The sequence below is a fragment of the Demequina sp. NBRC 110057 genome, assembly GCF_002090175.1.
In the GTDB taxonomy this organism is placed as follows: Bacteria; Actinomycetota; Actinomycetes; order Actinomycetales; family Demequinaceae; genus Demequina.
Genome location: NZ_BBRN01000006.1, coordinates 244,452 through 271,429, shown reverse-complemented (window position 1 = coordinate 271,429; position 26,978 = coordinate 244,452). Strand labels below are relative to the sequence as shown.

19 protein-coding genes are annotated in these 26,978 nt (G+C 71.7%); 14 read left to right on the top strand and 5 right to left on the bottom strand.

Annotation, left to right across the window (positions count from 1 at the left end):
- From B7K26_RS12040 to B7K26_RS12000, 9 genes are read left to right on the top strand one after another with little or no spacing between them, the layout of a single operon-like run.
- Nucleotides 1-6,090 (top strand): Ig-like domain-containing protein, encoded by a 6,090-nt coding sequence (locus B7K26_RS12040; protein WP_084079447.1) that lies wholly within the window; start codon nt 1-3, stop codon nt 6,088-6,090.
- A gap of 58 nt (nt 6,091-6,148) precedes the next feature.
- Complete coding sequence (locus B7K26_RS12035; protein WP_084079446.1) at nt 6,149-7,114, top strand: MoxR family ATPase; 966 nt, start codon at nt 6,149-6,151, stop codon at nt 7,112-7,114.
- A gap of 3 nt (nt 7,115-7,117) precedes the next feature.
- Entirely contained in the window at nt 7,118-8,509 is a 1,392-nt protein-coding gene (locus B7K26_RS12030) for a DUF58 domain-containing protein (RefSeq protein ID WP_084079445.1), read from the top strand.
- Nucleotides 8,506-11,088, top strand: a complete 2,583-nt coding sequence (locus B7K26_RS12025; RefSeq protein ID WP_143340703.1) for a transglutaminase domain-containing protein — start codon at nt 8,506-8,508, stop codon at nt 11,086-11,088. The genes B7K26_RS12030 and B7K26_RS12025 overlap by 4 nt, the downstream gene beginning before the upstream one ends.
- Entirely contained in the window at nt 11,085-13,202 is a 2,118-nt protein-coding gene (locus B7K26_RS12020; RefSeq protein WP_084079443.1) for an FHA domain-containing protein, read from the top strand. The genes B7K26_RS12025 and B7K26_RS12020 overlap by 4 nt, the downstream gene beginning before the upstream one ends.
- Nucleotides 13,199-14,023 carry a PP2C family serine/threonine-protein phosphatase gene (locus B7K26_RS12015; RefSeq protein WP_084079442.1) on the top strand — a complete coding sequence of 275 codons (825 nt, stop codon included), beginning with the start codon at nt 13,199-13,201 and terminating at the stop codon, nt 14,021-14,023. Before B7K26_RS12020 ends, B7K26_RS12015 begins: the two co-directional genes overlap by 4 nt.
- Nucleotides 14,020-14,652: a hypothetical protein gene (locus B7K26_RS12010; RefSeq protein WP_084079441.1), complete on the top strand. Its 633-nt coding sequence runs from the start codon at nt 14,020-14,022 to the stop codon at nt 14,650-14,652. Before B7K26_RS12015 ends, B7K26_RS12010 begins: the two co-directional genes overlap by 4 nt.
- A 2-nt stretch (nt 14,653-14,654) precedes the next feature.
- Nucleotides 14,655-15,389, top strand: coding sequence for a hypothetical protein (locus tag B7K26_RS12005; RefSeq protein ID WP_084079440.1), 735 nt, complete (start codon nt 14,655-14,657; stop codon nt 15,387-15,389).
- Nucleotides 15,386-20,011: an FtsK/SpoIIIE domain-containing protein gene (locus B7K26_RS12000; protein ID WP_084079439.1), complete on the top strand. Its 4,626-nt coding sequence runs from the start codon at nt 15,386-15,388 to the stop codon at nt 20,009-20,011. The genes B7K26_RS12005 and B7K26_RS12000 overlap by 4 nt, the downstream gene beginning before the upstream one ends.
- A gap of 5 nt (nt 20,012-20,016) precedes the next feature.
- On the opposite strand, the gene B7K26_RS11995 is transcribed toward B7K26_RS12000, so the two are convergent.
- The 5 genes from B7K26_RS11995 to B7K26_RS11975 are packed head-to-tail and all read right to left on the bottom strand — an operon-like array spanning nt 20,017 to nt 23,303.
- Nucleotides 20,017-20,589 carry a hypothetical protein gene (locus B7K26_RS11995; protein ID WP_084079438.1) on the bottom strand — a complete coding sequence of 191 codons (573 nt, stop codon included), beginning with the start codon at nt 20,587-20,589 and terminating at the stop codon, nt 20,017-20,019.
- A complete protein-coding gene (locus tag B7K26_RS11990) occupies nt 20,586-21,200 on the bottom strand; it encodes a hypothetical protein (protein ID WP_084079437.1) in 615 nt (204 codons plus the stop codon). Before B7K26_RS11990 ends, B7K26_RS11995 begins: the two co-directional genes overlap by 4 nt.
- Nucleotides 21,197-21,712 (bottom strand): hypothetical protein, encoded by a 516-nt coding sequence (locus B7K26_RS11985; RefSeq protein WP_084079436.1) that lies wholly within the window; start codon nt 21,710-21,712, stop codon nt 21,197-21,199. Before B7K26_RS11985 ends, B7K26_RS11990 begins: the two co-directional genes overlap by 4 nt.
- Nucleotides 21,709-23,010, bottom strand: coding sequence for a hypothetical protein (locus tag B7K26_RS11980; RefSeq protein WP_084079435.1), 1,302 nt, complete (start codon nt 23,008-23,010; stop codon nt 21,709-21,711). Before B7K26_RS11980 ends, B7K26_RS11985 begins: the two co-directional genes overlap by 4 nt.
- Nucleotides 23,007-23,303, bottom strand: coding sequence for a hypothetical protein (locus B7K26_RS11975; protein ID WP_084079434.1), 297 nt, complete (start codon nt 23,301-23,303; stop codon nt 23,007-23,009). Before B7K26_RS11975 ends, B7K26_RS11980 begins: the two co-directional genes overlap by 4 nt.
- A gap of 209 nt (nt 23,304-23,512) precedes the next feature.
- Here B7K26_RS11975 and B7K26_RS11970 point away from each other — a divergent pair, with 209 nt between their 5' ends.
- From B7K26_RS11970 to B7K26_RS11950, 5 genes are read left to right on the top strand one after another with little or no spacing between them, the layout of a single operon-like run.
- The gene (locus B7K26_RS11970) at nt 23,513-23,809 is read left to right on the top strand and encodes a WXG100 family type VII secretion target (protein WP_084079433.1); all 297 of its coding nucleotides are present in this window, start codon (nt 23,513-23,515) and stop codon (nt 23,807-23,809) included.
- Nucleotides 23,810-23,869: 60 nt separating this feature from the next.
- Nucleotides 23,870-25,573, top strand: coding sequence for a hypothetical protein (locus B7K26_RS11965; RefSeq protein WP_084079432.1), 1,704 nt, complete (start codon nt 23,870-23,872; stop codon nt 25,571-25,573).
- 26 nt (nt 25,574-25,599) lie between these two features.
- Complete coding sequence (locus B7K26_RS11960) at nt 25,600-26,031, top strand: hypothetical protein (RefSeq protein WP_143340702.1); 432 nt, start codon at nt 25,600-25,602, stop codon at nt 26,029-26,031.
- On the top strand, nt 26,028-26,330 hold the full coding sequence (locus tag B7K26_RS11955) for a hypothetical protein (RefSeq protein WP_084079430.1): 303 nt from the start codon (nt 26,028-26,030) through the stop codon (nt 26,328-26,330). Before B7K26_RS11960 ends, B7K26_RS11955 begins: the two co-directional genes overlap by 4 nt.
- Nucleotides 26,327-26,971 carry a hypothetical protein gene (locus tag B7K26_RS11950; RefSeq protein ID WP_084079429.1) on the top strand — a complete coding sequence of 215 codons (645 nt, stop codon included), beginning with the start codon at nt 26,327-26,329 and terminating at the stop codon, nt 26,969-26,971. The genes B7K26_RS11955 and B7K26_RS11950 overlap by 4 nt, the downstream gene beginning before the upstream one ends.
- The last annotated feature ends 7 nt before the right edge of the window (nt 26,972-26,978 follow it).

Genomic DNA, 26,978 nt, shown 5'->3' with positions numbered 1-26,978 from the left:
GTGGCGCGCGGCGAGCCGGGTCACGGCGCTGGACGCGCCGGCAGCCCGGGTGGGGTTGAGGCCGGGCTGGGCCGCGCCACCGCGGCCCGGTGGCGCCGCGTGCGCCGCATCGGGCTCGGCGCGCTCATCCTGATCGTTGCCGGCGGCGCGTTCCTCGCGCCCGGATTCGACGAGCGCGAGGTCGAGGCGGACAACGCGTCGGTGTGGGCGCTCCAGACAGCGACCGGTCAGCGGTTCGGCAGGATCAACACGGCGGTGTCCGAGGTGGACACGGTGAAGACAGTGTCCTCGCCGTCCGACCTGGTGCAGGTGGACTCGACCCTGCTGGTGTACTCCGACAACCTCGGTTCCGTCACCACCATCGACACGGCGATGCCTCACGATATCGACCCCACCACCCCGGAGGCGACGCAGTCGACGCCCGTGGGGACCGAGGCGCTCGTGCATGCGGGGGACACCGTCGCCTACCTCACCGAGTCCGGGGCCGTTTTCGCCGGCCTGGCGACGGACGGCAGCGCGGTGAGTCCGCGCGAGCTCGACCCGTTCGCGCAGGCGGAGGTGGCCGAGGGCGAGGAGCGGCCACAGTTCAGGGCCGATGCCGTGGCCGCGGCCGCCGACGGCAGGGTCGCCGCGTACTCGGCCGACCGGCGTTCGGTGATGACGGCCGATGCCGCCACCGGCGAGGTGCTCGCCACCACCGCGCTTCCCGACGGCCCGACCGGCGAGGACCTGCAGCTCGCGTGGATCGGTGAGCGCTGGGTGCTGCTCGAGGTCGACAGCGGGCGCCTGTGGGTGGAGGACCTTGCCGAGGCCATCGCGACGCCCGCCGTCGAGGGTGCGCTGCTGCAGGAGTCGGGGACGTCCTCCACGGAGGTCGTGATCGCCGACGAGTTCGGCGCGATCCTCGTCGCGCTCGACGGCAGCACCGCCGCGCGCGTGCAGGGCTCGACCGACGTGTCGCTGGGGGAGCCGGCACGGCCCGTCGAGCAGCCCTCGGGCACGGGCGTGGCCGCGGCGTGGCTTCCCGCCGGCGAGGGTCCCGGAACCATGTGGGTGACCGGCGCGACAGCGACCACCCTCGACTACGGCGGCCTCACCCTGGGAGACCGTCGCTCGCCAGAGCTGCGCAGCAACGGCTCCCGCATGATCCTGAACGAGGCGCGATCCGGCTGGGTGTGGAGCGTCCCCTCCGGCGCGCTGGTGTCCTCGTCCCAGCAGTGGGACCCGGATGACGACGTGCAGGCGGCCGATGACGACCGCGAGGTGGCCACCGAGGTGACCGACCCTCGCTCGCCGGTGGCCGAAGACGACGTCCTTGGCGTGCGGGCCGGACGCCAGGTGGCGCTTCCCGTGCTGCTGAACGACCACGACGCCAACGCCGATGTGCTCACCATCGTGGCCGACTCGCTCACGGGGCTCGACCCCGACTTCGGCACGGTCTCCGTGGCTGACGACGCGCAGGCGCTCGTCATCGACGTCGCCGACTCCGCGACGGGCAGCGCCACCTTCACGTACGTCATCGCGGACGGCACCACGGACGACGGCCTGCTGTCGGATCCCGCGACAGTCACCGTCACGGTCAAGGACGAGGACGAGAATTCGCCGCCAGTGTGGTGCGGCGTGGACAACTGCCAGCTCGACTGGCCGACGCCGCAGGTGAGCCCCGGCGGCACCGTCACGACGGACGTGCTCACCGGCTGGGTCGACCCCGAGGGCGACCCGATCTACCTTGCGTCCGCCACCACGAACTCGAACCTGGCGGCGGTGGCCGCGGCCCCCGCGGGGCAGCTGGTGTTCCAGCACACGGACGCCTCCTCGACCGACACGGGAGCCATCCCCGTCGAGGTGACCGTGGCCGATGCCTGGGGTGAGTCTGCGTCGCGCGACCTGCAGGTCTCCGTCGTGGGCGAGCCCGCCCTGAAGGCAGCGGACATCGCCGTGACCGTGACCGAGGGCGTCACCACCACCGTCGACGTGGCCGATCACGTCACGGGGGCGCGCGGACCGCTGTCCGTGACCGAGGCATCGCTTGGTCCCGACGACGACGCGATCGTGGAGACGGCGCAGGGCGAGGTCGGCTTCACATTCGTTGCCCAGGAGCCGGGCAGCTACCTGGTGGACTTCACCGTCTCCGATGGCCTGGCCGATGCCAGGGGAGTGGCGCGCATCGACGTGCTCGCCACCGACGAGGGGAGCCTCACGACCACGCCGCTGACCGCCTTCGTCCGCGCCAGCGAGGATGTCACGGTCGACGTGCTCGCCGCCGTCACGAATCCAGCAGGGTCGGTGCTGCTGCTCAGCGACCTCGAGACCGCGCCGTCCTCCGGGGCCAGGCTGTCGGCCGATGTGGTGGGCCACTCGGCGCTGCGCCTGTCGGGCGACACTGGCGACGGGCAGCCGGGGACCCTGGGCACGGTGGGATACACGGTGTCGGACGGCACCGGCAGGCCGCAGGGAACGGTCCGCGGCGAAGTCACTGTCATCCTGCTCGGTACCGACGTGCCCACCACCCCGTTGGCGGTCGACGACTCGCTGACCGTGCGCGTGGGCACCCAGGCGGACATCGCTGTGCTCACCAACGACGTCGGACCCGCGGGCAACGTCATCGCCCTTGACGCGGACTCCGTGTCGCTGTCCGAGGGTGGCGGCCTCGCCTTCCCGGCTGGCAATGTGGTGCGCTACCTCGCGCCAGACGAGCCGGGCGAGTACACGATCGACTATGGCGCCTACATCCTGGGCTATCCCACTCAGGCCGACACGGCGAAGGTCGTGGTGACTGTCCTCGACTCCGATACGAACGCCGCCCCCACCCCGGCCGTGCTGACCGGGAGGGTGGCCGCGGGCGAGGAGGTACGCCTGGCGTTCGACGGCACCGGCATCGACCCCGACGGCGATGCCGTGGCGCTGAACCGCATCGAGACCCAGCCGGAGTCCGGCTCGGCACGCGTCTCCTCCGACGGCCTCTCGCTCGTCTACACGGCCGCCGCGGGCTACTCCGGTCAGGCCTCCTTCACGTACTCGGTGGTGGACGCGAGGGGAGCGACGGCGGTGGCGACGGCCACGATCGGCGTGCTCGCCTCGCAGCTTGACCCCCGCCCGGTGACCTACACGGATTACGTGCAGGCTCAGGTGGGCGAGGACCGACGGGTCATCATCACCCCCACCGCGAACGACCTCGACCTCGGCGGCGGGGAACTCACGCTGCAGCAGGTGGTGCCGGACGCCGACCCCGACTCGGACGAGTACCGCGCGCTCGCGGGCCACATCGTCGAGTCGGACGAGGGCCGCGTCACCCTCGAGGTCGGCACCGAGCCCGGCACGCTCGCCTATACCTACACCGTCGCCAACGAGTCGGGCTCGACGGCCATCGGCCGCATCATCCTCAAAGCGGTCCGAGAGCCCATCGCGAGCGTTCCCATCGTCGCGGACACGGTCCTGACGCCCGACACGCGCGACACCTTCACTACCGGCGTCGATGTACTCACCAACATGGTCGCCTGGGGCGGCGGCGACGCCGGGGCCCTCACCCTGTCCCTGTGGGGCGAGGCCGACGACCTGACGGTCGACGGCTGGACCATTGCGGGTCCTCTTCCCGAGCAGTCGCGGCTCATCCCCTTCGAGGTGAGCGGGACCAGCTTCGCTGGCGACGAGGTGGTCTCGTACGGCTTCCTGCGGGTGCCGGGCGACGAGGACATTCGGGTGGCGCTCAAGGAGAACTTTGAGCCGCCGACGGTCGACGAGGGCGACAGCGTGGAGTTCGATCTCGCGTCGCTGCTCTCGTTGCCGACGGGAACGGCGTTCACCATCGATGGCGACGGCGTCACCACTTCGGGCTCCCGGGCCGAGGGGGCGTGCACGCTCGTCTCCGGCACCGTGCTGCGGTACTCGGCTGGCGAGGGCGAGCCGTACTCCGACACGTGCGAGGTGCCCGTCACCGTCGCCGGCCAGGAGGACACGACGCTGCTGCCGGTGCCCATCGTCATCATCCCTGCCGCCCCGCAGCCCATCCTCACCGGCGCGTCCCTCGAGGTCACCCCGGGTCAGACGGCCAGCTTCGACCTCGCGGGCATGGTGTCGTGGCCGCAGGGCTCCGCCGGCCGCGCCGTCCAGATCGAGGCGACCTACCAGGGCGAACAGTTCGTCGTTGAGCGTGCGGGCACCGTCCTGTCCGTCACCGCGCAGGACGCGTCCCTCCCCGGCGCCGTCGACACGGTGACGGTCGCGCTGACGTCCGACCCCGACACCGCCCCCGTGACCCTGTCGCTGAAGGTGGGCCCGGCGCCGGCGACCCTTCCCAAGGGAGGCGCCGCCGTGAAGCAGTGCTCCCAGGCGGCGGGGTCGTCGTGCGAGGTCACGGTCATCGGCGCCTCGGGTGAGGTCAACCCCCTTCCTGATACCCCCCTTGAGCTGGTCTCGGTCAGCTCCGCCGGCACGTGCACGGGAGTGACGTTCCAGGTGGCGTCCGACACGACGGTGCGTGCCTCGTGGTCCTCCGACGCGGCGGGCGCCGCGTGCGACGCGACCTTCGTGGTGCGCGACGCCCAGGGACGCTTGTCCTCCGGCGACCGCCTTGGCCGCGTCAGCATCGACCTGCAGGGATATCCCGGCGCCCCCGCCTCCGTCACGCAGTCCGCCTACGGCGACGGCACCGTCACCCTCGCGGTCACCCCCGGCGCCGCTGCCAAGTCCTACCCGGCGATCACCGGATTCCGGGTCACCCGTGACGGTGCGGACGTGGCGACGTGCACCGCCAAGGGAGTCTGCTCGCAGATCACCGGCGTGACCAACGGGTCCAAGAGCACCTACGCGGTGGTGGCGGTGAGCGAGGTCGGTGCGTCCCGCTCGTCCGTGTCGACCACCGCGTGGTCCTACGCCCCGCCAGCCAAGCCCACCAACGTGACCTGGGTGCCGTCGCAGGCGGGCGACGCCGGCGGCAAGGCCGACGTGTCGATGACCATCACCGACTCCTCCACCGCCTCGGTGACGGTCGTGGCCGATGGAGGCGAGAGCAAGACGGTGTCCGTCTCGGGCCGGGGGTCGGTGTCCGTTCCCGGCCTCGCGCTCGGCTCGAACGACCCCACGCGGGTGGTGATCACCCCGGCGACCCGATACGAGCTGCCGCCCGTGGGCCAGTCGAGCGCCCAGGGCGAGAGCGTCACGATCACCGCTAATGGCGTGGGTGGGCCTCGCGTCAGCAACGTCGATTGGTCGGGCAGCAGCGACGGTCAGACCGTGACGTTTACGGCCGATGTCGCCTCGGCCGGCGCCGGGTCAGAGACGCGGGTCGGGGTGTCGTCCAACGGTCGCTGCTCACCGTCGACTGCCGCCACTGGCGGGAGGGTGAGCCTCCAGGCGCGTATCGATCCCAACTCCGCGGTGGACTTCACCCTGTGCGCCGAGAGCCGCTGGGGCGGGACCTCCTACGGCACCTCGTCTCAGGCAGTCGAGGACGTCTACACGTTTGTCGACCCCGGCGCGCCAACAGTGCGCAGCGGCTATCGGGTCGACGCGAGCTGCGACGCCTCCAGCCTTGGCAGCCAGTGCGACACGCAATACGAGCGCATGCCCAGCGTCGACAACGCACGCGGCTTCTCCGTGTTCTTCCGCATCGACGGGGGTGATCTTGTCGCCGAGCGTGACCTCGACTCCGGAGACCTTCCGGTGGGACGTCCCTTCACGCTGACCGCCTACAACTGTGTGGACCTTCCCCAGGTGGGGCGCGTGTGCTCCGACAGCGGCGCCACGGTTCAGCCGGAAACGGGCTCGCCCGCCTATGCGACCGAGGTCCAGGTCCAGCGGTGCACCGTGTCGGACCGCAGCGTCGACCTCACGGTGCGCGCGCTCGGCGGCGACTGGTCGACCACCAACGTCGAGTGGTTCGACTGGTGGGGAAACCCCACTGACGTGGACTGGCAGATCCAGCGCGCTCGGGTCACCGTCACGTTTAGCGGCAACTTGCAGGCCATGCAGACCTGGAGTTCCGGCAAGGTCCAGTGCGGCGGCCTGGTCGAGGAGCCTGAAGAGCCCGAGACCACCCCCACGCCGACCCCCACGCCCGAACCTGACGTCACCACCGAGCCGAACCCGTGAGCGCGACCCCGCGGCCGCATCGGCCGTCCCGACCAGCCACCCCACCGAAGGAGCAAGCATGACCGTGACCGACGAGCAGGCCGAATGGTTCGCCGCCACCTTCGCGGCGCTCACCGACAACGTCGAGCGCGCCGTGCTGGGCAAGCGGCACGTGGTCGAGCTGGCCTTCACGGCGATGGTCTCGCAGGGTCACCTGCTCCTCGAGGACGTCCCCGGCACCGGTAAGACGTCGCTGGCGCGCGCGCTGGCCCAGACCATCAAGGGCACCAACACCCGCATCCAGTTCACTCCCGACCTCCTGCCGGGCGACGTTACGGGCATCACGGTGTTCGATCAGTCCAAGGGAAGCTTCGAGTTCCACGCCGGCCCCGTGTTCGCGAACGTGGTGCTCGCCGACGAGATCAACCGCGCCAGCCCCAAGACGCAGTCCTCTCTGCTGGAGGTCATGGAGGAGGGCTCCGTCACGGTCGACGGCGTCACCCGCCAGGCCGGCTCGCCCTTCATGGTGGTGGCGACCCAGAACCCCGTGGAGCAGGCGGGCACCTACCCGCTTCCCGAGGCGCAGCTCGACCGCTTCATGATGCGCACCTCGCTGGGCTACCCCGACCACGGGGCCACGCTGCAGATCCTCGACGCGGGCCGCCCCGCCAAGGTGACGGTGCCGCAGATCGCCGAGCTGCAGACCGTCGCGGCCATGAGCGGGCTCGCCCGCGAGGCGCACACGAGCCCGCTCATCCTCGACTACATCGCGCGTATCGTCGACGCGACGCGATCGGCCACCCAGGTGCGACTCGGCGTATCCGTGCGCGGCGCGCTCGCCCTGGCACGCGGCTGCCGCGCCTGGGCGCTCGCCCACGGCCGCACCTACGTCACCCCGGACGACGTGAAGACGCTCGCGGAGCCCGTCCTCGCCCACCGCCTCATCCTCGACCCCGAGGCGGAGTTCGACGGTGTGACCCAGACCGCCGTCATCGGCCAGATCCTCCTCGACACCGCGCCGCCGAGCCAGCAGGACCTGCGCTAGCCGATGGCCACCTCCACCGGGCGTCGCCGCGGCGACACCTCCCACCGCACTCGGACGGAGCACACCCGTACGAGTCACACGCGCGCCACCACGCGCACCCACACCCAGGTCGCCGACGAGCGGCACGGGCGCTGGGTCGCCCTGGGGCTGTGGGCCCTGGCCACCTCGCGCGCCGTGTCGAGGCGCACGGCGGCGGCATGGTCCGTGGTGAGGTCCGTGACGACGCCGGCCGGGTGGGCGGTGATCGTCTGGACGGTGCTGGGACTCGTCATGGGGCTCGCGCTGGGATGGGCCGAGCTGCTCATCGGCGCCGCCGTGGGCCTGGTGCTGCTCGTCATCGCCGTGCCCTTCCTGGTGGGGCGCGAGGCATACGAGGTGGACTTCCGGCTGCTGCACGATGCGGTGGTCGCCGGCCAGGACGCGGCGGCGGAGATCGTGGTGCGCAACCCGCACGCCAGGGTGGCGCTGCCGGGCCGCGTGGACGTGCCCGTGGGCGAGGGGCTGATCGACTTTCATGTGCCGCTGCTGCGACGCGGCCAGGACCACACCGAGCCCATCGTCATCCCCGCCGCCCGTCGCGGCATCGTCGACGTGGGCCCCGCCACCACGGTGCGCTCGGACCCGATGCGGCTCTTGCAGCGCACCTTCCACTGGGCCGACGTCCAGACGCTGTTCATCCACCCGGTGACCATCGCTGTCCCCAGCACGTCGCAGGGCTTCGTGCGCGACCTTGAGGGGCGCTCCACGCGTCACCTCACGAACGAGGACATCTCCTTCCACGCGGTGCGCGAGTACGCCCGCGGTGACGCGCAGCGCCAGATTCACTGGAAGTCGACGGCGAAGACCGGCACCCTCATGGTCCGCCAGTTCGAGGAGACGCGACGGTCCACGCTGTCCATCGTGTTGGACCTCGACGAGCGCTCCTACGCCGACGAGGCGGAGTTCGAGATGGCGGTGTCGGCGGCAGGGTCACTGGGAGTGCGCGCGATCCGTGACGGCCGCGACGTTCAGGTGGTCGTCTCGGGCGAGGTGCCCGAGTTCGCCCGCACCACCGTGCGCTCGCTCGAGCAGCTCGCGGTGACGACGCCGCGGCGCCTTCTCGACGACCTCGCGGGCGTGGAGGTGTCCCCGTCCGTGGTGGTGATGCCCACCCTGACGCGCATGCTCGTCGAGGTCACCTCCGACACCTCGCTTGCCTTCCTCGTGACGGGCTCGCAGTCCGCGCTGGCGGAGATCGGGTCGGCGGCGCTGGCCTTCCCCGCCGATGTTGCCGTCGCTGCCGTGGTGTGCGACCCGCGCTCCGAGCCGGGGGTGCACGCCGTGGGCCGCACCAGGCTGCTGAGCCTGGGCATCCTCGACGACCTTCGCCAGCTGCTGGCCAGGGGTGCGACGTGAGGGCGCGGATTCGGCGCGCGTCGGTGCGCCCCACGACCACGCTCACCTTTGCGCTCGTCAACGCGCTCTTCATGGCGGCAGGAGCGACGGTCGTCGCGTGGACGCTGTACCCCGTATACGAGTCAAGCCGCTTTGTCGCCTCGGCGGCTCTCGCCATCGGCGCGGCGGCCGCGATCGCCGTGCTGTGCGACAGGCTGGGCTGGGGAGGCGGCCGCGCGGCGGCGCTCGCGGCGGCCGTCTACGTCGTCGGCGGCCTCTCGCTTGTGGTGCCGGGCGCGACGAGCGGTGTCGACTCCGCCCTCGACGCCGCGGTCGAGCTGGTGCGCGGCCCCGTGCTGGGGTGGAAGGACATCGTCACGCTCCCACTACCGCTCGGGGAGTACCGCGCGACCATCGTGCCGGTCTTCGCGCTGCTGCTCGTCGGCACCCTCCTCGCGGCGTGGTGGGCCCTGCGCTCGCGCGAGCGCTGGGGCCTTGCCGCGGTCACGCTCGGCGCCCTCGAGACCGCCGCGATCGTGATCGGCCCCGCGACGCGCGCCGACGCGCTCGCCTGGGCGCCGCTCGGCACCTTCCTCAGCCGCGAGTTTGTGGTGGGCCTCGCCCTCTTCCTCGTCGTGCTCGCGTGGTTCCTGTGGCGGTCCGCCTACCAGCGGGCCAGGGCCATCGCGGTGACCCGCGACGCGGGTGCCGCCCGCCTGGCGAGGGCGCCGGGGCATCGGCTGCTCGCCGAGGGAGCCGCCGGAGGCGCGATGCTGCTCGCCGCCGTCTGCGTCGCCATCCTGGTGGCGGGGCCCATCGCCGCCGCGACGCCGCGCGAGGTCGCGCGCACGGCCGTGGAGCCGCAGGTCACCGTCGACTCGACGGTGACGCCGCTCGCGTCGTTCCGCGAATACTTCGGCGACGAGGCATACGACAACGTGCTCTTCACGGTGAGCGTGACGTCGGGGTCGAGCGACAGGGTCCGCCTCGCGTCCCTGCCGTACTTCGACGGCGACACGTACAGCGCCTCGGCCCCCGAGGGGGAGGAGCCCGCACGGTTCCAGCGGGTGCCCTCGTCGCTTCCCGCCCCCGACGGAGCGAGCGAGGTGACGGCCGATGTCACGATCGCCTCGGGCGGCGGAGTGTCGGTACCGCTCGTGGGCGAGCTGGGTCAGGTCACCTTCGCCGGCGCACGCCGAGCCCAGCTGGTCGACAGCTTCTACTACCTTCCCCAAGCCGATGCCGGGGTGATGGCACTGGAGTCGGGCGTCGCCACGGGTGACGCGTACGAGGTCACCGGGTACGTCCGCGACGACCTCACCGCCGCCGACCTCGGCACGCCTCCCGGCACCGGCTCCGTGCCCGCCTCGCTGATCCCCGACTCGCTGCGCGACTGGGTCGCCCAGCAGGAGGTGTCGCGGGACGGCGACGGCCTCGTTACCCTCGTCGAGCGGTTGCGCGCTCGCGGCTACCTGAGCCATGCGCTCGAGGACGCGGAAGGCAGCGCCCGCTGGGAGCAGGACCTGAATGGCTACGCCTTCGTCTCGGCCGCTGCGGGTCACTCGTACGACAGGATCGACCGGCTCTTCACGGAGCTGAATGAGCGCGCGGCCGACGTGGGCGAGGGGGCCAGCGACGCGCAACTCGTCGCCGCGGTGGGCGACGACGAGCAGTTCGCCACCGCGGTCGCCCTCATCGCGTCCACGCTGGGCTATCCCTCGCGGGTGGTCATCGGCGCGCGTCTCGTGTCCGAGGACGACGACGTCGCGCCCGTGTGTGACGCCGGCGAGTGCCGCGGCGGCAACATGACGGCGTGGACCGAGGTCCAGGGGGCCGACGGTACCTGGGTCGCGTTGGACGTGACCCCGCAGCACGAGAACCCCGTGTCCCCCGACATCACGGCGCAGCGCGACCCCGAGTTTGCGTCGCCGCTCGACCCCGAGGACGCGGAGGCGATTGTGCCGCCGGCCACCCAGCGCGGCACGTCGGACGATTCCGAGCCGCCCGAGATCGAGGAGCCGGCCACCGAGGCGTGGTGGATCCCCGCCGCGAGGATCGCCGGTCTGAGCCTGCTCGCTCTGCTGATCCTCGTGGGTCCGTTCGTCGCCGTCGTGGTGTGGAAGCTCGTGAGGCGACGTCGCCGCCGCGGCCGCGCTCCGGCCGAGGCCGTTCACGGCGGATGGGACGAGTACCTCGACCTCGCCGCGGACGCGGGCCTCGACGCGATGCCCCTCGCCACACGCGCGGAGGTGGCGGCGGCCTACGCGAGCCCTCACGGGGCCGCCCTCGCCACCATGACCGACCGCGCCACCTTCTCCGATCTGCCGACCGACGCCGCCGAGGCGGACAGGTTCTGGGCCCTGGTCGAGGAGGACCGTCACCACTGGCTCGCGACCCGCGGGTGGTGGAGGCGGCTCAGGATGAGGTTGTCGCTACGCTCGTTGTGGCACGGGACCTCATCGACGGGTCAGGAGCCCGCCACGCCGCCCGCGGGATCCCGCACACACTGGCGTAGCGACCACACTGGGGCGACCGCCAGGCGAGGCGGACGCTCACGCACGGCCTCGCGCCGTGGCAGGAAGGATGGCACGCGCGGATGAACGCGATCGACGGAGTGGGAGCGGTGCTCTTCGCGCCCTTAGCGGTCGGGGTGATCATCGACCTCGTGTGGATGGGCCTCGCGCTCGGCGCGGTCCTGCGCAAGGTGGGCCTGCCCTCCGGCCAGGCCTTCGTGCCGGTGCTCAGGTGGATCGCCGCCGCCCAGGCCGCACGCATGTCGCGTGTGGCCGTGGGGCTTGCGAGGGGCATCGCCCTCGCAGGCGCCCTCGCCGCGCTCGCGGGCCTCGTCGTCATCGTGGACCAGGGCGACGCCGCCCCAGCGTGGGCGCGGCTCGCGCTCGTCGCGGGCGTCGCCGTCAACGCGCTGGGCACCCTCGTCGGCTGGGTGCTGTGGATCTATGGGTCAGGCACCGTCGAGTTGCGCCTGCGCGCCCCCGCCGCCCTCAGCTGGGTCGCCGCGATCTCCCCGCACATCTGGGCGTCGATACTCGGCTGGGGCCCATACGGCCTGAGCGGCAGGACGGACGATGCCGCACGCGCGGCCCGTGCGGATGCCGACGCCCCCGTGCGCTCCACCGCGGTCGCCTCGTCCTCGTTCGCTCTTGGGGCCGAGGCACAGGCCGGCGACTCCCACGGCTGGGCCACCCCCGCAACACGGCAGGCCGATGCGTCGGCAGTGCCGGCGCCGACGCCTCCCTCCGCGCCGACCGCTGCACCGGAGCCCGTGGAGTCGGTGCCCGCCGCCGCTGTCGCCGACGAGCCTGCCGTGGCGCCGGCGCCGGCGGCCGTCACCCCCGCCCCGGCGACGGGAACGATCCCGCAGGCGCCCGCGGCACCGGCAGAGTCCGAGTCCGAGTCCGAGGCGGCACCCGCCGCGATGCCCGAGGCATCCGCCGCCGTCGCAGAGTCCGAGCCCGAGGCGCCCGAGCGTCCGGTGGTGTCGCTGCCGCCCGGCTGGTCGGCGACCTCCGACGACGGCGACGCGGCCGGCTCGCACGATGCGGCTCCCGTGGTGCCCGTTCGCCCCACGTGGGCCGCGGTGACGCCGAGCGAGCCCTCGGCGCGCGCCTCTGACGACCTTGCACCGGTGAGGGTGTCGCCCTTCGCCGCGCCGTCACCCGCCGCGCCCCCCGCCGACCTGCGGCCGCTCTCGGCCCCCTCGGCCGACGACGTGCCGACCCTTTCCGCGCCGTCGCTCGGTGCCGCGACTGCGGCGATTCCCGTGGTTCCGGAGCCGGAGCCGGAGCCGGAACCGGAGGCCGAACCCGCGCCCGCGCCGGAGCCCGCGCCCGCGTCGGAGCCCGAGCCGGAACGCCCCGAGCCGAAGGCGCCGCTCGACGAGGCACCGCTCGACACCATCGCGCTCTCGCCCTACCTCACCCGCCGTGAACAGCACGTCGCGGCGGACGCGCCAGCAACAGACGACGCGCAGGAGCCTCCCGGCGACGCCACCGTCATTCCGGGAGAGCCAGCGGTGTCCCCGTACCTGGCTTCTGCGGCGGACGCGGAAGCGGAGCCCGACTGGCTTGTCGAGGCGCGCGAGCGGGCGCAGCAGCAGTCGGCCGGCTCCGCCGCGAGCCCCGCCGAGCCGACGGTCGCGCCGCTGCCTCCGGCCGCCGCGTCGGCCCCGGAACCCGAGCCCGCCGCCGCTCCCGGACAGGCCTCCGCTCCCGCTCCCGAGCCCGAGCCCGAGCCCGAGGCTCCCAGCCCGGCGCCCGCCGTGGCGGCCCCTACGCCCGCCGCGGCCCCGGCATCGGCCGTCGCGACCGCATCGGCGGACGCGACCGAATCCGACGACGCCGACGACCGCACGGTGATCGCCGCACGCCGTCGGGTCGCGTGGCGGCTCGCGGTTGGAAGCGACCTGTACGACCTCCCCGAGACCGCCGTGGTGATCGGCCGCGCGACGGCCGTCGGCGCGCCCGACCGGGTCGGCATCACTGACGCCACCCGCACCATGTCGAAGGTGCACGCGCGCCTGGAGCCGCGAGGCGATCGCTGGTTTGTCGCGGACATGGGCTCCACCAACGGCACCTTCGTGAGGTCCGCGGACGGCGCCGAGATCGAGGCGACCGCGACCGCGCCCGTCGAGGTCACCGGCACCCTGCTGTTGGGCGACCTTGAAGTCCGCATCGTCCGAGGAGACGACGCATGACGGCCGCGCACTGGAGCGTGGGTGCCGGCGCCACCGACACCGGGCCCCGCGCACGCAACGAGGACAGCTTCCTGTCCGCGGGCGCCGTCCACCTCGTCGCGGACGGCATGGGCGGCCACGTGGGCGGAGCGGCGGCGAGCGCCGCCGCCATCGAGGCCTTCCGCGAGCTGTCCTCCCGGACCGTCGTCACGCCGGCCGATGTGGCGGATGCCATGGCGGCGGCCCAGGCAGCCGTCCTGGACGTGGGGCGCCGCGCGGGTGCGGAGTCGGGCACCACTCTTACCGGCGCCGTCGCCGTCGAGCACGAGGGCGAGCCCTGGTGGATGGTCGTGAACGTGGGCGACTCCAGGACCTACCAGCTCGAGGGCACGCACGTGCACCAGATCACGGTGGACCACTCGCACGTGCAGCAGTTAGTCGACGCCGGGCGCATCACCCCCGAGCAGGCGATGCACCACCCCGACCGCAACATCATCACACGTGCCCTGGGCGACGGCGTCGCGGCCTTCGACGCCTGGCTTGTTCCCGTCGCCCCTGGTAGCAGGCTTATTGTGGCGAGCGACGGACTCACGGGGGCGGTCCCTGACGAGCTCATCGGCTCGGTGGCGGGGCTCGCCGACTCCGACGAGGAGGCCGCCGAGCGGCTCGTGGAGGCCGCCCTGCGACACGGCACCGGGGACAACGTCACGGTGGTGGTCGCCCACGCGCCCGCCACCACGACGCCGCTCGACGCCGACCCCGGGCCCTGGCCCCTGTGGCCGCTCCTCGACGGCGAGGATGACACGACCGGCGTCGCGGCACGCAGGGAACCGCAGGAATGAGCGCCGCCCAGGGGGGAGCGGGGGAGGACGACGCGACGCGACTCAGCGCACGGCGCACCCCCATCGACCAGACGCCCGATGCCGCCGAGGACGACGCGACCCGCCTCGCCTCCCGCAGGGCTCCGCAGGCCGATGCAGCCGCCCACGAGGATGAGGCGACCCGCCTCGCCTCCCGCAGGCTTCCCGAGGCCGATGCCGCCGCCCACGAGGATGAGGCGACCCGCCTCGCCTCCCGCCGGCCGCAGGCGGCCCATGCCCCTGAGGTGCCGGACACGAGCGACGACACGACGACGCGGCACTCGGCCGCCCCGGTCCGTGCGAAGCGTCGCGCCGTCCTTCCCCCCGGGCTTCCGCCCGGCGAGGTGACGTCGGCCGGAGCGTTCGGCGAGGCGGGGGATACCTACGGTCCCCGCGCCACGCCCATCGTGCGCGCACCCAGGCCGGCCGAGGCATCGGCCGCCTCCAGCGACACCGCCTCGCGCGTCCTGTCGCCGGCCGAGGTCGCCGCGCGGCACGCGCAGCGCCGTCGTCGCCGCCTCATCGTGGGCGTCGTCGTGGCGGCGGTGGGGGCCGCGGCGCTCACCGCGCTCGTGGTGCTGATCGTCACAGCGTTGGAGTCGGGCGCGTAGCCATGCCGGGAGACGTCACGGTGCAGTGGGGGGATGCGGCGGTGCGCGTCGCTGCAGGGACCGTGTTCAGCATCGGCCGCACGGGAGACCTCGTCCTCGACGACAACCCGCATCTTCACCGTCGCCTTCTCCAGCTTCACACGGAGCACGGCCTGTGGTGGCTGAGCAACGTGGGAAGCGCGATCGCCGTCACCGTGGGCACCGACGACGGACACTTCCAGGCGCAGCTGGGCCCCGGCGCGGCGATGCCCGTGGTGGTGCCGCACCTGCGGCTGGTCCTCACGGCGGGCGCGCGCTCCTACGACCTCGGCCTCGAATGCGAGGGGGCGCTCATGACTCCCTCGGTACCCCGCGCTCACGTGGGCGGCGACGCGACACGCCAGCCGCTTCGCCTCACCGAGAGCCAGCGGCTGCTGGTCACCGCGCTCGCCGAGCCGGCCCTCCTGCGACCCGGGGGAGGCCTGGCGGCCATCCCCGCATCGGCCGATGTCGCGGCTCGGTTGGGGTGGCCGCTCACCACCTTCAATCGCAAGCTCGATGCGGTGTGCGAGAAACTCGATAGGGCGGGCGTCGAGGGGCTTCGCGGCGGCCCCGGCCAGCTCGCGAGCAACCGCCGGGCCAGGCTCGTCGAGTACGCGCTCGTATCCCGACTGGTGAGCGCCGACGACCTCGCCGCGCTCGATGCCTCCAGCCTTCACGATCCCGCCGACGACACCCAGCCAGGGAGGCTCCCATGAGACTGCGTGCCACCCTCGAGCGCCCCACGGGCGTCCTCGAGGACCTTCACATCTCCGCCGACCCCGGCGCCACCGTCCACGACGTGGCGCGCTCGATCGTGGGCGACGACCCGCGCGGGGACTACGGCGGCCGCGCCTACGACGGGGGCCTCACGCTCGAGGTGCGCGCCACGGACGGCAGCCACGCCGTCGAGACCTTCGACGGGCGCGACACCCTCGACGACCTCGGCCTCGCCGACGGCGTGCTGCTGCGCGTGGTGCCCGAGGGGGATGCACCGCGTGTGGCGGTCGGCGTCCTCCAGGTGATCGCTGGCCCGGACGAGGGAGTTCACCTGACCCTGTACCGGGGCACGTCCACCGTGGGCCGTGCCGACTCGTGTGACGTGGTCCTCGACGACGACATGGTTTCCAAGCTCCACGCCCGTATCCACGCGACCGCCGACAGGGTCGAGATCGTCGACCTCAACTCCGCCAACGGCGTGTTGCTTGGCGACGCGCTCGTGCCGCGCGCCGACATCACCGACGGCACGAGCGTGACGCTAGGCGCCACCACTCTTGTCGCCAGGCTCGCCCCGGACGCCGAGCCCGTCAGCCCCAGCCTGCTCACCCGCGTGCACACCCGCGCGCCGCGTGTCGAGGCGCGCTTTCCCACGCGCGAACTCGAGGGTGCGGCGCTTCCCGTGCCGCAGGAAAAGCAGCCCTTCCCGTGGCTGATGGTGGCGATGCCCGCCGTCGTCGGGCTCGTCGTGTACTCGGTCACCCGGTCGCCGCTGTCGCTCATCTTCGTCGCCATGAGCCCGGCAATGATGCTGGGCAACTTCATGACCGGAGCCTCGCGCCGCAAGCGCCAGCTGAAGGAGGCCATCGCCACCTTCGAGCGCCAGCTTGACCGCCTGCGTGAGCGCCTGAGGGTTGCCAGGGACGAGGAGGCCGTGGCCCGTCACGCCGAGGCGCCCTCGCTCGAGGACATCAACACCTCCGCCAGCGCGGGAACTGACCTGCTGTGGACCCGCCGTCCCGAGCACTGGAGCTTCATGTTCGCCCGGCTCGGCGTCGGCACCGCGCCGTCGCGCGTGACGGTGAAGGAGCCCGAGGGCCGCGACCGCGCCCTTCCCGAGTACGAGGAGCGCTTCGACGCGCTCGTGGACGGCTACCGCGAGATCCCCGACGTCCCGATCGTCGAGGATCTCGCGCAGGCGGGCGCGCTCGGAATCGTGGGCGGCAGGGGCGTGACCGCTGCCTACGCGCGCGGCCTCGTCGCCCAGCTCGCGGGCCTCCATGCCCCGAGCGAGCTGGTGATCACCGGCATCATGGGCGCGGGCTGGGCGGACGATCTTGCCGCGCTGAAGTGGCTCCCGCACGCCGAGGCGGCGCAGTCCCTGCTCGGCGTCCCGCTCGGGGCCTCGCCCCAGGGTGCGATCGACGTGGTCTCGCGGCTCGAGGAGCTCGCGGCGGTGCGCTCGGGCGGCAAGGACGCCCCGGTGCCGCTCGGCGCCATCGCCGCGGAGGACGCCGCGCTGCGCGTGGGTGCGGGAATCGGCGAGCGCGGCACCGACGCCTCGGGTTCGCGCGCTCCCCAGCCCGCCGTGCTCGTGCTCATCGCTGACGACGCGCCGCTCGAGCGCGCCCGCCTCATCCAGCTGATGGAGCGCGCCGCTGGCCGCGGCATCCACCCGGTGTGGCTGTCGCGCACGCGCGCGGCACTGCCCGCCGCGTGCCGCACCTTCGTCGAGTTCGACGACGCGGCCATGGCGGCCGCTCACTTTGTGAGGGTGGGCGCGACGGTCGCCCCGATGGTGGTCGAGGGCTTCAGCGCCGCGCACCTCTCGCGATTCGCCCTCGCCCTGGCGCGGACGGCCGATGCCGGCGCGGCGGCAGCGGACGCATCCGACATCCCGCGCACCGTGCCGATGCTCGACCTCGTGGGCGCGGACCTGGCGCTCGAGGCGGATGCGGTCCTGGATCGCTGGCGCCAGAACGGGTCGCTGGTTTCCGCCGGCGGCGCCGAGGTCGCGCCCCACGGGTACCAGCCGAGGCTGCGCGCGCTCGTGGGCCAGGCGGCCGCCGGCGCGCTTCACATCGACCTGCGCACCGAGGGCCCCCACGCGCTCGTGGGCGGCACCACGGGCTCCGGCAAGTCCGAGTTCCTGCAGGCCTGGGTGCTGGGCATGGCCGCCGAGTACAGCCCGCAGCGCGTCACGTTCCTCTTCGTGGACTACAAGGGCGGATCGGCCTTCGCCGACTGCACCCAGCTGCCGCACTGCGTGGGCCTCGTGACCGACCTCTCGCCGCACCTGGTGCGCCGCGCGCTCGTGTCGCTGCGCGCGGAGCTGCACTTCCGCGAGGAACTGCTCAATCGCAAGCGGGCCAAGGACATCATCGCGCTGGAGAAGCGGGGCGACCCCGAGTGCCCACCCGCGCTCATCCTGGTCATCGACGAGTTTGCGGCGCTCGCGACCGAGGTGCCCGACTTCGTCGACGGCGTCGTGGACATCGCCCAGCGTGGACGCTCGCTCGGCATCCACCTCATCATGGCGACCCAGCGGCCCGCGGGCGTCATCAAGGACAACCTGCGCGCCAACACCAACCTCAGGGTTGCCCTGCGGATGGCCGACGAGGCCGACTCCCGCGACGTCATCGGCGACGTCCAGGCCGCCCAGTTCTCCCCGGAGATTCCAGGCCGGGCCGCACTCAAGTCCGGCCCGGGCCGCCTCACCCGCTTCCAGTCGGCCTTCGCCGGCGGGCGCACCGCGACGCAGGACCGGGAACTGCACCCGGAGATCTCGTCGTTTGGCTTCGGCGGCCTCACGCCCTGGGAGCGCCCGCGCGCGGCCGCGGGGACCGACCAGGCGGTGGGACCCACCGATCAGCAGCGCCTCGTCTCCACCTTCGTGGCGGGGGCAAGGTCAGCGAGGCTCGCGGCGCCGCGGCGACCGTGGCTCGACGAGCTTCCCACCGCGATCGCGCTCGAGGACATCGTCGGGGGATCGGACGCGCGCCTGCCCTTCGGCGTCGTCGACGTGCCGCAGCGCCAGCAGCAGCAGCCGCTCTCCTTCGAGCCTGAGGCCGACCAGAACATGATCGTCTTCGGCGCCTCCGGCGCGGGAAAGACGACGGTGCTGCGCACCCTCGCGACGGCCGCGGGTCACGTCACGGAAGGCGCGGTACACGTCTACGGCCTCGATGCCGGCGGCTCCGCGCTGCGCATGCTCGAGGTGCTCCCGCACGTCGGCTCCGTGGTCTCGGGCGACGATCCGGAGCGGGTGATGCGCCTCATGCGCATGCTGCGTGCCACCGTGGAGGAGCGGGCCGTGCGCTTCGGAGCAGCGAACGCGTCCACGCTGAGCGAGTACCGCCAGCTCGAGGCGCGCTCCCAGGAGCCGCGCATCGTCATGCTGCTCGATAACTTCCCCACGTTCCGGGCGGAGTACGAGGGGGTGCCCGGTCGCGGCGAGGCGTATGCGGCACTCCAGGCGGTCATGCAGGAGGGCCGCGCCGTCGGCGTGCACGTGGTCCTCACGGCGGACCGCGCGGCCTCGATCTCCAACTCGCTCCAGGCGACAGTGCAGAAGCGCGTCGTGATGCGCCTGGCGGACCAGGACGGCTACTCGCCGTTGGGCGCCCCGCGCGACGTCCTCGATGCCGAGTCCCCGGCCGGGCGCGGCATCGTCAACCGGCTCGAGTGCCAGGTGGCCGTCCCGCACGCGCTGACCAACGCGCGCGAGCTCTCCGAGGCGCTCGCGCGCGACGCCGCGCGCATGCCGGCCGCCATCCGGCCAGCGGCCGAGCCGGTGGGTTCCCTCCCCGCCGAGTACCGCCGCGAGGAGATGCCGTCCGAGGTGGACGGCCAGCCGGTGCTCGGGCTGAGCGACGTCGAGCTCGCGCCGCACCCGTTCGATCCCGCCGGTGCGCTCATCGTCGCCGGCGGCCCCTCGTCGGGACGGACCACGGCGCTGTACTCGCTCGCGCAGGCCGTGCGACAGTGGAGGGCCGATGCTGTGTTGGTCGCGCTCGGCGCGCGCCGCGACGCGGTGACCGGCTGGGATGGCTGGGACCTCGCGGGTACCGATGCGGAGTCGCTCGGAGACCTGAGCGCGCTCGTCGACGCCGCCTCCGAGTCGGGGCGACCCCTCGCGCTCTTCGTCGAGGCCGTCACGGACTTCGCCGACACGCCCACCGAGAAGGTCATCACGACCATGCTGAAGCGGGCGCGCACTGGCGACCTGCTGGTGGTCGTCGAGTCCGACGTGGTGGACCTGTCAGGGTTCGGTGCCCTCAAGTCCGAGGTGAAGCTCGCACGCCGGGGCGTGGTGCTGCAGCCAGAGACCGGCGACGGGGACGCGATCCTGAAGACGGCCTTCCCGCGGGTGTCGCGCGCGGAGTTCGGCCCGGGACGTGGGTTGTGGGCGGCCTCGGGACGCGTGGCGCGGGTGCAGATTCCGCTGCCGCTCGCGCTCGACGACCCGGCTGGGCTGCCGCCCGCGGGAGCGGTCTTGCCTCGGGCCGAGGGCGCGGAGCCCGCCGCCAACCCGGCCACGGCATCGGCCGCCGCCCCCGCCACCCCTGCGCTTCCCGCTGTACCGAGCGTCCCCTCGTGGGCGATCGCGCCGGGTCGCGAGTAGGGAACCTATCCGACGGAAATCGAACGCGCGAGGTCGTCGAGCGCGGGGACCAGTTCCTGAAGCAGGAGCAGGTCGTAGCCCGAGGACATCACGACAATGTCGAGGCCCTTGGCGCGGAAGGCGTGCTGGACCATGCCGACGACGTCGTGCGACGAACTCTCGTCGTCGACGTAGCGAGTCCCACGGATGCCCTCGCCGAGCGTCGGCGAAACGAACGGCACCAGTTCAACCCCGCGCAGGGAGGAGTCATCGCCCGCGCCGGCAAGCTCCTCGACAGAAGCCGTCGCGTCGGTGGGTGACCACAGGACGGCCGTGAAGAAGACCCAGTTGGCGTCGGGGTCGATGATGGCCAGCCGGGTCTCGTCATCGGGGGCGTCAACGGACAGGGCCGTGACGGCATCGATGCACCACTGCCGCGTCTGCTCCGACCAGTCGTACGCATCGCCGAAGGCTCGTGCCACGGTGTCGGCCCAGGTGTGGACGTCGGGATAGTCCTGCCATGGCCACTCGGTGGGAATGGGAAGCCACACGTCGAAGTCGGCATCGATGTGAATGTCGGGGGCGTCCGGAGCGCTCATGAGGCATCCCTTCCTTCAGGCCTGGCGGTTGCCGTGGTCCATGCGATCGAGCCCATCACGGTCTCGCCCAAGTCTTGGAGCGCGGAGACGATGTCCTGTACCCCTTCGAAGGCGGTGGCGCCGATGACGAGCGTCGCGATGACCCCGAGGCCGTCGCGCGGGACCCACGTGTAGGTCACCACGCGCCGCACGCTACCGTCCGGTTCGGAGGACGGGGAGACCACTTCTCGCAGTGCCGTGCCGGCGGGCGTGAGCATGGTGGATGTCTGGCCGCGTCGGGTCGCATCCGTATCGAGATCCGCCGCGTCGAGGCCGGGAGCGAGCGGAGTGGTGGCGATCGTGATCGAGACGGACGCAGGGACGACCCATGGCTGGGAGATCGGGATGACGACGTCGCGAGCGTGGGCGGCTCTGGCGTCGTCGATGAGGGGTTGCAGTGCGCGTGTGAGCCTGTCCGCTCGCGCCCGGCGCTCGTCACGGGGCGCCTCTGCACTGAGTGTTGCGGCGAGGCTCTTGATCGCGGCCGCGGCGCCGTCGCCCGTGGGCAGCATCACCCAGCCCGCGGGGAGAATCAGGGTGTATCCGAGGTCACCCTCGACCGGTGCTTTCACGGCTTGCGGGTTGCTCTCTTCCGCTGCGATGCACGCTCGACGCGCCACGACTCGGGCACCAGGCGGAGCCAGCCCGCGACCGACCGGAGGAGTGACACTGCGGTCAGGAGTGCGTAGGCGGCCAAGACGAGACCCATGAATGTGGCCCCAGCAGTGCCGAGGTACTTCGTGTCGAAGGCGAACGACGTGGTCGCTATGCCTAGCCCGACGAACGCGACGAAGGTGATCTCTCCGCGGGTCATGCCGTGAGGGTGCTTCAGCGGTGCGGGGAAGGTGCGAACGATGACGATCGCAATAAGGATTGCTGGCACCGCGAGCGAGGGGCTCAGGGTGGTGAAGGCGGGGAAGCCTTCCTCGCCTTCGTAGACGCCGGTGAACATGGAGGCAATCCACACCGCCGCGATGGGGCCAAGGCCGAGAACGACGAGCCAGCAGAGGGCGACGAAGAGAAGGAGGTAAGAGCGTTCCTCTGGCTCGTGCAGCCGGGATCGCTGCGGTGGGCCGAGTCTCATCGCTGTCCTCCAAGGGTCGCCGTCGTTGCTCGATGTAGGTACTCGTGCCCGTCCGCGATGCCGCGAGCGACGGCGGTGACGGGGTCGAGGGGCGTGGGGGTCAACGCCTGCTCCACGGTACGGGCATGACCCCCGATAGTGTCACTCACGCGGAACACCGTCTGCGTCACTGCGGTCGCACGGGCCGCGCGAATCCATGCCATTCCGGGCTTGATGAAGGCATCGTCGGCGGCGCTGGCGCCGACCTTCGACATGGTGAAGATGCGCCACGCGTGGGCGTTTCCGATGCCTCGATACTTCGCCGCGATTCCCTTGAGGGGAATCGCAGCCGTGAACTTCTGGCTCATGGTGCGCGTGGGTATCGAGAGCCTGTTGAACGACCCTGTCACCTGGCGGAGGGGGCTCTTGGCCCCACCCTGGGCCGCCAGGCGCGCGACGCGCGCGCTCTTCAACCCGCTGACGGATGTCGACACGACTTTGCCGGCCACGGCTCCCACGCCTGCCGTCACCAGGAGGAGCGCGTCGAGCCCGAACTCGAGCCACGAGATTTCACCACTCGCGGCGAGGAGCCCCGAGAGGCCGACGGTCAACGCCGCACTTGCCAAGGCGAAGGGGGCCACGACGGGGATCACCATGCTCACGAAGGTCAGGACTGTGGTGACCATCGATAGCGCGTCCTTGAGTGCCCGCAAGAGCCCGGCATTGTCGGAGACCCAACCCTTGACGTTGTCCCACCACGAGTCGTTGAGGCCGTCGGCGTCGACTGCGGTGTCGATGGCATCGGCGGCGCGACGGGCGGCGGCCGCCTGGGCTCGGTGAGCGTCATCGACGGCAGCGGCGGCATGGGAGACGGCAGCAGCAGCCTCGTCCCGCTGTCCCTCCCAATAGCGTTGATTGCTGAGTGCTTCGGTCGCGGCGGCGGGGTCGGTCGCGCCGTCATACTCGGCGCGGTAGTAGTCGGCGAGGCGGGTCGCACGGTCGCGGTCCTCGGCTGCCGTCGCAGCGCGAGAGATGGACTCGTCGGCGGAGACCTGCAGAGAATCGAGCTCGCGGGCGTAGGTGGTGAGTGCGGACCCTGCGGCGCGATAGCGATCCTCGAGCCGGTCCAGACGATCGGCAACGGTGCCAGCTTGGCTCGCCAGGGCGGTCACGGCATCGCTCTGTGATCCATGCGTGCCGTGACTGAGGGAGCGCATGGCCCTCGCGGCGTCGCGAACGGCCGCCGCAACGTCGGAATAGTTGCCGGCTGCGCGCTCAATGGTGGGGACGTCGCCCGCGACGTGAGGAAGGTCGGTCATGAGCGTGCCTGATCGGCGGTGGCGGCGAGTTCCGACTCCGCCTGGTCAAACGCGTCGGCAACGGCCTTGGCTGCGTCGCGAAAGGTGCCGATCTGGCCCACCATCTCTTCGCGGCGGTTGTCCCACGCGTCCGAGAAATTTCGCAAGGTGTCCGCCAGATGCGCGTCGCCGACGGCGTCGGCGACGGCGTGGCTTCGTGCGTCCGCGCGCCCCAACTCGGCATGGACCGTCGTCAAATACGTAGCCATCGTTCTCACCATGGCTGTGTCGACCTTGAGCGTGCCCCCCGACATGCATGACCTCCCATATTCGTGCAGATGCGATCCTAACGCGCGCGCTGGAACCCTCGATGGCCGCGCACAGCCTCCGAAGGCGATCAGCCTAGGGAGACATGCTGTGAGGCGCTATGGGGAGAACTCCCCATTGCTGCTCTCTCAGGGCCGGGTTAGGGTGACAAGCGTTCTATCGGGGGGCGTGTGCCCATAACTCAAGGAGTGCCATCGTGGCGAACCTCAATGTGACGTACGAGCAGATGCAGGCGGCGGCGGACAAGCTTCGCGCCGGCCAGGCGGAGATCGAGCAGAACCTCCAGAACCTGAAGTCGCTTGTGGGCCAGCTCGTGGCCGACGGCTTCACCACGTCCTCCGCCTCGGGCGCATTCGATGCCTCGTACACGGAGTTCAACACGGGTGCGACGCAGACCATCCAGGGCATCGACGGCATGGCGCAGTTCCTGGTGAAGGCGTCGCAGGCGCTGCAGTCCACCGACGAGGAGCTCGCGAAGTCGCTCGGTCGCTAAGCCACGCGGAGCAGGGCGCCGCGGGTCTCCGCGGCGCCCCTTCACGTCAGGACGGGTGCCATGGCAACGTTTGAACACCTCGAGGGCGACCCCGTCGCGCTCGACGGCGAGGTCGGCGATCTCGAGGCGAGCGTGACCGCGATCGACGAGGCCATCGAGTTGCTCTACTCCACGGAGTCGAGCCTCACGGGTGACGCCGCGTCGGAGTTGTACGCGCGATCGCTCGACGCGGGAATCGCGCTCGATGCGGCGCGCGACCGCTATGCGGGAACAGCGAGCGCATTGCGCACGTATGTCGTCGAGATGCGCGCCGCGCACGAGGCCGCCGATGCGGTGCTCGACGCCGGTGCTGCGGCGGTGACCGAACAACGGGACGCGGCCGATGCCGCCTGGTATGCCAGCAACGCGCTCACCATCGCCATCAACGAGGCAGCGCCCGCGGGTCGGATCGAGGCCCTGCGCGAGGAGGACTATGAGGCGCGGCGCAGGGTTGCCAGGGCCGAGGAATCGCTGACCGACCTGTCCGCCACGTGGCAGGCAGCGAAGGATCGTCAGGACCGCGCGGCGGAGGCCGCCGCCAACGCGATCCGAGACGCGATGGACGCTACCAACGACGGCTTCTGGGACGGGGTCGGAGACTTCTTCTCGTCGATCGGCGAGGGCCTCGCGGCGGCGTGGAACTGGACTGTTGAGCTACTGAAGGGCATCGGCGAATTCCTGCTGCAGTTTGCCGGCCTTGCCCTCGCGTTCCTCGTGATTGTCGGGCTGCTGCTTCTCCTGCCCGGCGTCGGCGTCGGCCTTGCGCTCGTCCTCGGGGGACTGCTCTTTGTGGGAATCGCGGGATTCCTGGTGTCCGCGTCGCTGAAGGCCGACGGTCGAGGCGATCCCGAACTGATCGATTCACAGACACAGACCCGCAGCGCGGACCCCGAGGCGACTGGCGATCGCGCCCCCGTCACCGGCTACGGCGACCTCATCGGCACCGAGCTGGGCGAGGTCGACCGCCTCACCGGCCAGTGGGCCGAGTATCGCGAGGACGGCTCGGTGGTGTGGCACGACCGTGAGGAACTCGCCGCCGCCGTGCGCGTGGTCGCGCTGCGCGACGAGGACACCGGCGAGATCATCGGCTGGCGGGTACAGCTTCCGTCGACTCAGGACTGGGGTACCGACAGCGGTGCGATCAACGACCTGGGCGCCGACGTGCTGCACGCCTTGGTGCCCGGCGCCAACACCCAGATCGAGCGCGCGGCGTTCGACGCGATGCGGCGGGCAGGGGTCTTCGACTCGAACGCGCCCATCATGCTGACGGGCTGGTCGCAAGGCGGGATGACCGCCGGCGAGGTAGCCATCGACGACCGCTTGGCGGGCCGCGAGATCTCGGTCGTGACGGCGGGCAGTCCGGTGGACTGCTTCCGCAACGAGTTTGCCGAGCGCGGCATCCAGGTGACCTCGTTTACCCAGGTAGACGGAGTTTCCGGCCTCGAGGGGCTTCGCCTCACGCCGGCCGATGCCCTCGCGCAGAATCCGGACTTTGAGCAGCATTTCCAGTGGTCGGTCGACCACTCGTCTGACGGCTACGGCCTGATGGCGGGCAATATCTCGCCGACGCTGCGTCGCGGCGACGACCGATTCTTCGCCGACTTCGGCGAGGGCATCGTTGAGGATGTCCACACCTACGAATACCGGCGACCCCCGGAGGACAGCAGCGTGATCTTGGCACCGGGACCGTCCACGCAAGGCGAGTATGCGGGAGCGACGGCGTGATGCCGCGCGCCCTGAAGGGAGTCATGATGGCCTCAGTGGTGGCGGGGCTGCTCGGCGGCTGTGCGGGCTCGGAGCCCGACGTCACCGCGGGGGACCAGGCGATCGTCGAGCTCGACCACGTGATTGAGGCGTCGACCGACGTCACCCAGCCGGGCGCGCCGCGGAACTGGCACCTCTTCACCCAGGTCATCGTCGAGGACGACCTCGCTCCCGAGGAGCTCGCGCAGGTCGCCGATGCGACCATCACGATCGCGCAGGACGAGTGGCCCGAGCAGGTGCCGGGGGGCATGTCGTTCTACTTTGTGGGCGAACAGCGCGGCGCTGACATTCAGGCGGCGGTGCCTCTCATGGGCACCGTGGATGGCGAGCCCGTGAGGATGTCCGGAAACGAGATTGTCTTCACGAGCGAGGAGCTCGCGGCGTACGAGTCGCCAGCGGCCTCGGGGGCGTCTTCGTGAGCGGCGACCTTGTCATCGAGGACGCGTACCTCGAGCGCCTCAAGCAGGGCTACGACGACGCGCTGGACACCTTTGAGAACGCCTCGCGGCACTCGGGAGCCATCCCGGGCCTCGTCGGCCACGGCGGGTTGTCGTCGCGTACCAGAGACTTCTATGACGGCTGGGATGCGAAGCGCACGGAGCTGATCGAGGCGCTCCAGGGCCTGTCCGATGCCGTGGTCGAGATCGACCGCACCTTTACCGAGGTGGATCGCCAGCTGCGCGAATCCGCCTCGGCCATGGGGGAACCGACCCCGTGACCACGCCGCCGGCCGAGCACCTCGCCCTCACGCTGGTGGGTCGCTGGCATCGGTTCGAGTCGTCCGATACGGTCGCGCTGCGCCGGCAAGTGCACGCATATGTGCGCGCGACGGTGGGAGTTCGGGACGACCAGGCGACGGCGCGGGCCGAGCTGCGGACTCGACTGACCGAGGTGGTCGGCGAGGCCGCACGTCACCGCGCTAGCGCCGTGTTTGTCTGCGAGGAGGTGAGCCCCGGCGTCGCACTGCCCGCGATGGTGACGGTGTTTCATCCGATGCCGGTGCCCCCTGCCGGCCCGGCCACGGCATCGGCCGCGCGAGAGGGTGTCCTGGAGGCGATGCGGCGCGACCTCGTCGCGACGGCCGCAGGGGGCAAGGAGTCCGCGTGTGTCCGCGTGGCAGCAGGTGATGGCGAGGCGCTGCGGGTGGTGACGATCGACGAGGCGGAAGCTGTCGAGGGCGCCCCGACGAGCCGGGTGCGGTCGGTGCGGGCCGACTACTGGGTGCTGTGGCCCGATGGCGACCGGGTGTCACTGGTGTCGTGTTTCACGCCCCTCGGAGACATCCCCCACGCCATGGTGCGGTTGTTCGATGCGATCGTCGCGCGCGCCAGAATCGTGGCCGAAACACGGGTCGCGTAGTTTGGGG